Source organism: Rhodococcus sp. BS-15, assembly GCF_000813105.1.
GTDB lineage: Bacteria > Actinomycetota > Actinomycetes > Mycobacteriales > Mycobacteriaceae > Rhodococcoides.
Genome location: NZ_BAOX01000200.1, coordinates 1 through 9241, shown reverse-complemented (window position 1 = coordinate 9241; position 9241 = coordinate 1). Strand labels below are relative to the sequence as shown.

At 64.0% G+C, this 9241-nt stretch carries 8 protein-coding genes and 2 pseudogenes; 4 read left to right on the top strand and 6 right to left on the bottom strand.

Annotated elements, in window-relative coordinates:
- The 3 genes from RHBS_RS19270 to RHBS_RS19260 all read right to left on the bottom strand — a co-directional run.
- Positions 1-1090: DUF5336 domain-containing protein (locus RHBS_RS19270; RefSeq protein WP_128646249.1), on the bottom strand; the 1090-nt coding region annotated here is incomplete at its 3' end.
- 94 nt (positions 1091-1184) lie between these two features.
- The gene (gene sfnG / locus RHBS_RS19265; RefSeq protein ID WP_128646248.1) at positions 1185-2309 is read right to left on the bottom strand and encodes a dimethylsulfone monooxygenase SfnG; all 1125 of its coding nucleotides are present in this window, start codon (positions 2307-2309) and stop codon (positions 1185-1187) included.
- Between the two features lie 108 nt (positions 2310-2417).
- Positions 2418-3641, bottom strand: coding sequence for an acyl-CoA dehydrogenase family protein (locus tag RHBS_RS19260; RefSeq protein WP_187298558.1), 1224 nt, complete (start codon positions 3639-3641; stop codon positions 2418-2420).
- 210 nt (positions 3642-3851) lie between these two features.
- On the opposite strand from RHBS_RS19260, the gene RHBS_RS19255 reads away from it, so the two are divergent.
- The 4 genes from RHBS_RS19255 to RHBS_RS19240 are packed head-to-tail and all read left to right on the top strand — an operon-like array spanning position 3852 to position 6356.
- Positions 3852-4370, top strand: coding sequence for a hypothetical protein (locus RHBS_RS19255; protein WP_128646247.1), 519 nt, complete (start codon positions 3852-3854; stop codon positions 4368-4370).
- 7 nt (positions 4371-4377) lie between these two features.
- On the top strand, positions 4378-5343 hold the full coding sequence (locus RHBS_RS19250; protein ID WP_128646246.1) for a hypothetical protein: 966 nt from the start codon (positions 4378-4380) through the stop codon (positions 5341-5343).
- A gap of 45 nt (positions 5344-5388) precedes the next feature.
- The gene (locus RHBS_RS19245) at positions 5389-6045 is read left to right on the top strand and encodes a hypothetical protein (RefSeq protein WP_128646245.1); all 657 of its coding nucleotides are present in this window, start codon (positions 5389-5391) and stop codon (positions 6043-6045) included.
- Complete coding sequence (locus tag RHBS_RS19240; RefSeq protein WP_128646244.1) at positions 6042-6356, top strand: hypothetical protein; 315 nt, start codon at positions 6042-6044, stop codon at positions 6354-6356. Before RHBS_RS19245 ends, RHBS_RS19240 begins: the two co-directional genes overlap by 4 nt.
- Positions 6357-6363: 7 nt before the next feature.
- Here the strand turns inward: RHBS_RS19240 and RHBS_RS19235 are convergent.
- The 3 genes and pseudogenes from RHBS_RS19235 to sucC all read right to left on the bottom strand — a co-directional run.
- Positions 6364-6687: pseudogene (locus tag RHBS_RS19235) on the bottom strand (DUF2200 domain-containing protein); the annotation flags it as partial.
- Between the two features lie 157 nt (positions 6688-6844).
- Positions 6845-7754, bottom strand: a pseudogene (sucD, locus tag RHBS_RS19230) (succinate--CoA ligase subunit alpha).
- Positions 7755-7762: 8 nt separating this feature from the next.
- Entirely contained in the window at positions 7763-8926 is a 1164-nt protein-coding gene (gene sucC, locus RHBS_RS19225) for an ADP-forming succinate--CoA ligase subunit beta (RefSeq protein ID WP_121870682.1), read from the bottom strand.
- Between the last annotated feature and the right edge of the window lie 315 nt (positions 8927-9241).

Genomic DNA, 9241 nt, shown 5'->3' with positions numbered 1-9241 from the left:
ACCTTGGGGGCCGGGGGTCGGTCCGTCGTCCGGAGCGGGCCGGCCGTACTGTTCGGCGGGTAAGCTGCCCGGCGGCCGGGCCGCTCGGACCGGTGTACGGCGGCGGTGCATAACCGCCCTGGGGCGACGGGGTGTTGGGGGCGGACTGTCCGTACGGCGGCTGTCCACCCGGGTTGTAGGAATGCTGCCCCGACGACTGTCCGCTCGGTGCCTGACCGCTGAGACCTTGACCGAAGTTGGACGAGGTTCCCTGGGGCTGACCGTACGACGGCGGATTGCCGTAAGCCTGTGGTTGCGACGGTCCACCGAATGATGTCGTCGGCGCGTTGTACGGGTTCTGCTGACCGTATCCGGGCTGCTGGTTCTGATTGCCGTAGCCCGCGGGCTTGGGAGCCGGGGCCTTGACGATGCCCGCATCGAGCAGCAGTGCCACCACCGCGGCGGCTGCTTGGACGAAGCCCAGGACGAGCACCAGGATCGCACCGATACCGAGCGAGCTGGTGGTGCTGGCGAACTCGTTGCCCTCCGCGCTGGGCAGGCTGAACGACTGGAAGACCAGCACCAGCCAGCCGGCGATCGCCAGGGCGGCCACCACGGCTTGATTCCTGGCGTCCTTCTGCAGCAGCGAGGCACCGGCGATCAAGCCCGCTGCCAGCAGTAGAGCAACCGACACCGCGCTACCACCGGACGCGAAAAAGGTGGTGCTGAACGAGGTCTGGATGCTGCTCGGCAGTTCCTGAGACGAGGTGACCTCGGCGGTGACGAGGTCGAGCAGTCCGAGCAGGAAGGTGACGACGCCGAGCCCGAGGATCGCGAACGTGAGAATCCTCGGCAGACTCGACAGCGCTGATCCGGGCGACTTCGACTGCGGTGCAGCGGAACCCGGGCCCGGCGCCGAGGTGCCGGGGACCGGAGGGCCGAAGGGATTGGACACCGACGGCTGATGAAACGGCTGGTTCTGGCCCGGATGACCTTGTGGGTTGGACGACGGCTGATTCGGCGAGGACGACGGGCCGTAGGACGGTCCACCTCCGCCGTAGCCACCAGAGTTGGAGCCCCCTGATTCAGGGCTGCCGGGCGAGTAGGTCATCGCGTCTCCTCATCTGAGATTGTCCGTACCCCAGGTCGGTCGGGTCCGAGAACTCACGCTACTGCACGGACCCGACCGCTCGAGGAACTCCAGGTCAGCGAGAAGCAACCAGCTCGTGGTCGTTCGACTCGGCAGCTTCGAGCTCCCGAACCAGCGGCAGGACCTTCGCCCCGAAGTACTCGATCTCCTCCTGGAAGTGCAGGAAGCCGCCGAGAATCAGGTCGACGCCGCGGCGACGGTAGGCGACGATTCGCTCGGCCACCTGCTCCGGGGTTCCGATCAACTGCGTCTTGAAGCCGTCGTTGTACTGAACGAGGTCCTCGAACGTCGAATCGGCCCACATTCCCTTCTTGTCGCCCGTCGAATTGCCCGCCTGTTGCACCGCTCCCTTGAAACCTTCGACAGCGGGCTTGTTCGCCTTCTCGATGATCTCGCGCAATGTGTCTCGGGCTTCCTTCTCGCTGTCTCGGGCGATGATGAAGCCGTTGAGCCCGAACTTCACCTCACGCCGGTGATCACGTGCAACGCGTCGGAGATTGTCGAGTTGCTCGGTGACGCCGTCGAAATCTTTGCCGTTGCTGAAGTACCAATCCGAGTACCGTCCGGCATTCTCCTGCGCTGCAGACGAATTACCGCCCTGAAACAGTTCGGGGTTGGGCCGATCGGGAGTGTTCAGCGGTTTGGGCTTGAGGGTGAAGTCGTGGATCCGGTAGAAGTCACCGCGGAAGTCGACGTCGTCCTCGGTCCAGATCTTGCGCAGCACCTGCAGGAATTCTGCACTGCGACGGTATCTCTCGTCGTGCTCGAGCCATGGCTCACCGAGATGGGTGAACTCGTCCTTGAACCAGCCACTGACGACGTTGACGGCGAATCGGCCGTTGGAGAGGTGATCGGCTGTGGCTCCGAGCTTGGCGAGGACCGCCGGCTGCCACAGCCCGGGATGCACGGCCGCAATGACTTTCAGCCTCTCCGTCGCCAGCAGCAACGCAAGCGAGAAACTGGTGGATTCGTGCTGGAACTCGGCACCGTAGCTGGCTTCGTAGCGAACCTGACTCAGGGCGTACTCGAAACCGTTGTTCTCGGCGGTCTGCGCCAGCTTCTTGTTGTATTCGTAATCCCAACTGGTGCGTTGCTCGATGGTGCTGGTGACCAGCCCTCCCGAGACGTTCGGTACCCAGTATGCGAATTTGATTGCGTCGGTGATTTTTTCGGTGCTCATATGTGCGTCATCCTTCTTCGGATGAATGTGACATTCACGCACTCAGATGGCGTGAATGGCCCATTCATCCGGAAATCGGGGGTCGGATCGGGGCCAGAAAAGTTGCGACTACGAGTACCAGGTCGGCTCGGGCAGCTCGCCCGTGAGAACCCAGCGCCCGACCTCACGTCGCTTGTATGCGACCGGATCGTGCAGGGTGTGCGTACGCACGTTGCGCCAGAAGCGGTCGAAGCCGTACTTGCTGGCCGTCGCTCGTGCGCCGAGCGCCTCGAACACCGCCCCGGTGATCTCGAGGGAGACCTCCGTGGCGCGAGCCTTGACCGCGGCGACGCGTACCTCGTGCTCACCGCGCTCTTCGGCGGTGACGTTCCAGGCATTGTCGTGGATCTTCTTTCCTTCCAACGCAACTGCGTCGGCGAGGGCTTCGACGGCCCAGAGCTTGGAGGTCAGATCGCCGTAGATGTCGATGATGTACGGCTCGTCCACGGCCTTGTCCACGGTGCTGTGCAGCCACGCACGCGTCTTGTCCTTGGTGTACGACGCAGCTTCCTCGAGTGCACCCCTCGCGATTCCGAGGTAGAAGTTGACGAACACCAGCTGAATGGTGGGGACGTTGAGGGTGTTGTAGACCCGCGGCTGAAAAGCTTTGTCCACGAACCCTGCTGCGCTCGCCCAGTCGACGCGAACCTTGTCGATGGTGACGCTGCCGCTCTCGGTCTGCCGCTGGCCGATGTTGTCCCAGTCGTCATGGAAAGACAGCCCTTCGATGTTCGAGGGCACGATCGCGAACACGTGATCGGTACTGCCTTCGAGTGCACCTTCGAGCACGGTGACGTCGGAGACGCGACTACCGGTGGAGAAGGTCTTGGAACCGTCGAAGACGATGGTGTCGCCCTCGTCGGTGACGGCGACGTCGTTGTCCCGAGGGTTGACGGCACCGCCGAAGAACCACTTGTTCTTCGTGGCGTCGGCCTCGACGGCCTCGATCTGCTCGGGGGTGCCGACGAGCCGGGCGGCCCAGAACCACAGCAGGTGGTATCCGAGCAGTTGACCGATGGAACCGTCGGCCTTCGAAACGGTGCGAACGACCTGGTACGCGGTGGGCCAGTCCTGGCCTGCGCCACCGTGTTCGATGGGGCCGAGAAGGGTGACCAGGCCCGCGTCCTTGAGCAGCTGCACCTCGGCGGCGGGAATCTCGCGGCCCTTGTCGCGAGCGACGGCATCGACTGCGAGCAGTTGCGCCACCTCACCCGCGCGGGAAATCCATCCGGCTGCAGTGGTGGGGGCGTCGGGCCAGGACTTGGTGAGGGCACGGTTCTCGGTGGTTGTCATGACGATCAGTGAAGTCCGACGGCTGATCGATGACCACACTTCGATTCAGCATGATTTTAAGAACTACGTTTCAGGTCCGTTTCGACCCCCCAAAAAAGACCCCGTGACAGTTATCTTCAATTTGTAACGCGTCACTACCAACGAGGCTTATTGTGTTGCACATCACAAGCCGGTGAGCCAATTCGCTCGCCCTCCCCTAGGACGCCCCCTATGCGCAAGTCACTGTTCGCCACCGTCGCCGCTGCCGGTGCTCTCGCTGTTGCCGTCATCTCCCCTGCTGTCTCCAATGCCGCCGACACCGTCCTGACCTTCACGGTGCTCGGAGGCGCACTCAACATCACTGCGCCCGCAAGCCAGGCGCTGACGGTCACCGGGGACGTTGCAAGCGGAGGAATCACGCCGGTTGTCGTATCGGATCAGCGCCGTGGAATCAACGGTTGGACCGCGTCGGCGTTCAGCACTGATTTCGAGAAGCCTTCACCGGACCCCGCAACGATTCCCGCGTCGGCCGTCACCTACTCGGCACCGCTCCTGCCTGCACGCACGGGAATTTCTACTGTGGCCGGAGTGCTCGTGCCACAGACCATCGACTCCACAACAGCTGTCGTCGTGGCTACCGCGGTCATCGGCGCCAATACCGCTACATGGACCGGCACCGTCGAGGTCGAACTGCCCTCCGACGTCGTTGCCGGTACCTACACGGGCACCGTCACACATTCGGTTGCATGATCTGTAGATGTCACCGAATCGGGGATTGACAGTCGGAGTTCTGGCTCTTCTGACGTTCGCTTCAGCGCTCGTCGCCCAGGCTCCGGCTGTCGCTCAACAGCCAACCGAACCGGCACCGGTGGGCAGCGTCGGAATACGACTGCTCGAAGCGCCGGTATCCCTACAGGACGACCCACGAGCGATGGCGTACATCATCGACAACCTGCCTCCTGGCACCACTGTGACCAGGCGCATCGAGGTCAGCAACAGCAGCGATCAAGAACAACCGGTGACGCTGTACCCCGCCGCCGCCTCGATCGGAGCGGACGACGGCGGCTTCGAAGTGGGTGACGACCGTGCCGTCAACGAACTGACGACGTGGATGTCCGTGGCACCGACGGACCTCACGCTCGCTCCGAACTCCGCAGCCGAAGCGGTGGTGACCATCGCGGTTCCACCGGACGCCCCCGAAGGTGAGCAGTACGCCGTCGTATGGGCGCAGACCGCCGCGGCACCGACCGGAACGGGTATCCAGAACGTCAGCCGAGCCGGAATCCGCACCTACCTCTCGGTCGGTCCCGGAAACGGTCCGCCGGCCGATCTGGAGATCGGCGGCGTCACCGCGGCACGCAGCGACTCGGGCGCACCTGAGGTACGTGCAGAAGTGACGAACACCGGCGGGCGCGCCCTCGATCCGAGCGGGACGGTCGAGCTCTCCGGTGGTCCCGGCGGGATTTCCAGTACGCCGGTCAAGGGGTCGGGTGGTTCCATCGCGCCGGGCCAGACGGGGAACGTGACCTTCACACTCGATGCAGCTCTCCCGGCAGGGCCGTGGCAGGCGGCGATCACCATCACCAGTGGGTTGGTGAACAAGACATCGGACGTCGAACTGACTTTCCCCGACCAGGGTCGGTCGCCGCAGCAGGATCCTCGTCCGAGTCGGGTACTCCAGCGTGGATCTGGGCGGCCGTTGCGTTGGGAATCATCGCCGTAGCGGCAGCATTCCTCGTGGCTGTTCGGCAACGAAGGACCACCTGACATGCGGCGTGTGGCAATGGCAGTCGGATTGGCGGTGGTCCTTGCGGCCACCGCCCATCCGGCGGTATCGGCACAACCCTCACCCGAGATACCCACAGCCGCAACAGCATGCGCGGCGGACCCGACGCCGACGACTACCCCCGTTCCAGCCGACCCGATCGCACCGACCACCACGCCGACGCCGACGGTCGAGTGCGCACCCTCCGAACCGATCGTCACAACCACACCCTCACCGACGGAAGCCACCGAAGTGCCGACGGTGCCGATCGTGCCGACTGTGCCGACGACGATTTCCCCCACCGAGACCGCAGCCGCCCTGCCGACGATGGAACCGACCCCCACCACCACGACAGTCCCCACCACCACGGCAGCCCCGAGCATCACGGCAGTCCCGACGACCACGGCAGTCCCGAGCATCACAACAGTGCCGACGACCACCGTGACCGTCGAGCCGACAGGCGCGTCATCGACAACCGCGGTGCCCACGTCGGTTCCTGACGCGACCACCTCGATCAGCGCCGTCCCATCTCCTGAGCCTGCCGCTCGCGCGGCTGCAGCACCCGCCGCGAGCTTGCTGAACATTCAGGCGAACAGCGGACTGATCGCACAAGCAGGGCAGGGTGCGTTGACTCCTGGGGTGCCATGGACCGGAACATGAGCCTGAGCGTGGTCAACGTACTCGGCAACTGGACTTCCACGGTGAGCCTGTCGCCGTTCCGCGGCGAAAACACCGGGAGGACGGTCACGCCGGTCGCGTCCTACTCCGCTCCCGAGACCAACTGCCTACTTCTGTTCGTGAAATCCCCCGGCGTCAGCAACGTGCCGCTCTCGGCTACCGCCGTCAACGCGAAAACCAGTGGGGGCGTGGCGTGCCTGACCAGTTGGACGGCCACGGTGAACATCTTGGTGCCGAACAGTGATCTGCTCGCCGATACCTACACCGCAACTCTCACTCATTCGATTTACTGAGCAAGGGTCATCCGCGCAGAATCTTTTCCATCTTCTTGCCCTTGGCGAGCTCGTCGATCAGCTTGTCCAGGTAGCGGATTTTCTGCATCAGGGGGTCTTCGACGTTCTCGACGCGGATGCCGCAGACGACTCCGGTGATCAGCTCCGCGTTCGAGTTGAGGTCCGCCGCCGCGAAGAAGTCGTCGAACGTCGTTTCGGCCTGGAGATGACGGTCGAGGGCCGACTGGTCGAAACCGGTGAGCCATCGAATGATCTCGTCGACCTCTGCTTTCGTCCGGCCTTTGCGCTCGGCCTTGTTCACGTAGTGCGGATAGACCGAGCTGAAGGCTGTGGTGAAGATCCTGTGCACGCGGATCAATCTAGACCCCTTCGCGTCAATGTGACATTGCATCGCCCAGACGCATGCAGTGGTCCATTGACGCGAAGCCGGACGCGCACGAAAAAGCCCGCCACCGACATCGGTGGCGGGCTTTTCACAGAAGCGAGTCCTACTTGACGGACAGCGATTCCAGGATTTCGCGCGCGAGGGCAGCGGTCTCGGACGGCGTCTTGCCGACCTTGACGCCTGCGGCCTCGAGTGCGTCCTTCTTCGCCTGAGCCGTTCCCAACGAGCCGGAGACGATGGCACCTGCGTGCCCATGGTCTTGCCCTCGGGAGCGGTGAAGCCTGCGACGTAGCCGACGACCGGCTTGGTCACGTTGGCCTTGATGTAGTCGGCTGCGCGCTCTTCGGCGTCGCCACCGATCTCGCCGATCATGACGATGATCTTGGTCTCGGGGTCCGCCTCGAACGCCTCGATGGCGTCGATGTGGGTGGTTCCGATGACGGGGTCGCCGCCGATGCCGATGGCCGTCGAGAATCCGAAGTCACGGAGCTCGAACATCATCTGGTAGGTCAGCGTGCCGCTCTTGGAGACCAGGCCGATGGGGCCGGTTCCCGAGATGTTCGCGGGCGTGATGCCGACGAGAGCCTCACCGGGGGTGATGATTCCGGGGCAGTTCGGCCGATGATGCGGGTCTTCTTGCCCTTCTCCACGTTGTAGGCCCACGCGTACGCGGAGTCCTGCACGGGGATGCCCTCGGTGATGACGACGAGCAGCGGGATCTCCGCGTCGATCGCTTCGACGATGGCGTCCTTGGAGAATGCCGGCGGCACGAACGCGATGGACACGTCGGCTCCGGTCTTCTCCATGGCCTCGGAAACCGACGCGAAGACCGGGAGTTCGATGTCGTTGCCGTCGGCGTCGACGTGCTTGACCGTGGTTCCGGCCTTACGTGCGTTGACGCCACCGACGACCTGGGTTCCGGCCTTGAGCATCAGGGCGGTGTGCTTGGTGCCTTCGCCGCCGGTGATGCCCTGGACGATGACCTTGTTGTCCTTGTTCAGAAAAATTGACATGGTTTCCTCTACTTCGCTGCCAGCTCGGCGGCCTTGTCGGCGCCCTCGTCCATGGTTCCGGCGAGCGTCACCAGCGGGTGCGCGGCGTCGGCGAGAATCTTGCGGCCCTCTTCGACCTTGTTGCCGTCGAGACGGACGACCAGCGGCTTGTTGGCGTCGTCGCCCAGCTTCTGCAGTGCGCCGACGATGCCGTTGGCTACTGCGTCGCATGCGGTGATTCCGCCGAAGACGTTGACGAACACGCTCTTGACCTGCTCGTCACCGAGGATGACGTCGAGGCCTGCGGCCATGACCTCGGCCGAAGCGCCGCCGCCGATGTCGAGGAAGTTGGCCGGCTTGACGCCGCCGTGTGCCTCGCCCGCGTATGCGACGACGTCGAGGGTCGACATGACCAGTCCGGCACCGTTTCCGATGATGCCGACCTGTCCGTCGAGCTTGACGTAGTTGAGGTCGTTCTCCTTGGCCTTGGCCTCGAGGGGATCGGCTGCGTCCTTGTCCTCGAACTCGGCGTGGCCGGCCTGACGGAAGTCTGCGTTGGCGTCGAGCGTGACCTTGCCGTCGAGGGCGAGGATCTGATCGTCCGGGGTGCGAACCAGCGGGTTGACCTCGACCAGGAGAGCGTCTTCGTTGATGAAGACCTCCCACAGCTTCTGGATGGTCACCGCAGCGGCGTCGAGCACCTCGGCGGGAAGCTTGCCCTTTTCGGCGATTTCACGAGCAAAAGCAAGATCGACGCCCTTGACGGCGTCGACCGGGATACGTGCGAGTGCGTCGGGGTTCTCCTCCGCCGTCACCTCGATTTCGACGCCACCCTCGACCGAACACATCGCGAGGTAGGTGCGGTTGGTGCGATCGAGCAGGAAGGAGATGTAGTACTCCTCGGCGATGTCGGAGGCTTCTGCAACGAGAAGCTTCTTGACGACATGGCCCTTGATGTCGAGTCCGAGAATCGCTTCTGCGTTCTCGGTGGCTGCTGCGACGTCCTTGGAGTACTTGACGCCACCGGCCTTGCCGCGGCCGCCGACCTTGACCTGTGCCTTGACCATTACTGGCTTGCCGATTTCTTCGGCAATCTCTGTTGCTCCGGCGACCGTGTCGGTGACACGACCGGCGGAGGTGGGTACGCCATGCTTGGCGAACAATTCCTTCGCCTGGTATTCGAAGAGATCCATCAGCTCACCGTCTCGTCTACGTTGACGCCCGCTCCAGGGGTGTGAGCGGGTCTGAGCATGGACTTTATCCAGGTGCCCCGACGGCGCATCGGGCGCATGCATGCTATGTGGCCTATCTCACCGCTACCGGGCCGGTGCAATCGGCGTCACCGATCCGTGCGGCGGGCCGAAAGTGCCGCCGCGACAGCGAGAACGACGATTCCGACCACCGACGGCACAACGCCGGGGCCCATTTCCGGATCGGTGGCACGCGCAGATGTCAGGGGCCACGACGCCAGATGCACGATCCCGGCGACGGCTGCCCCGCCGAGCAGG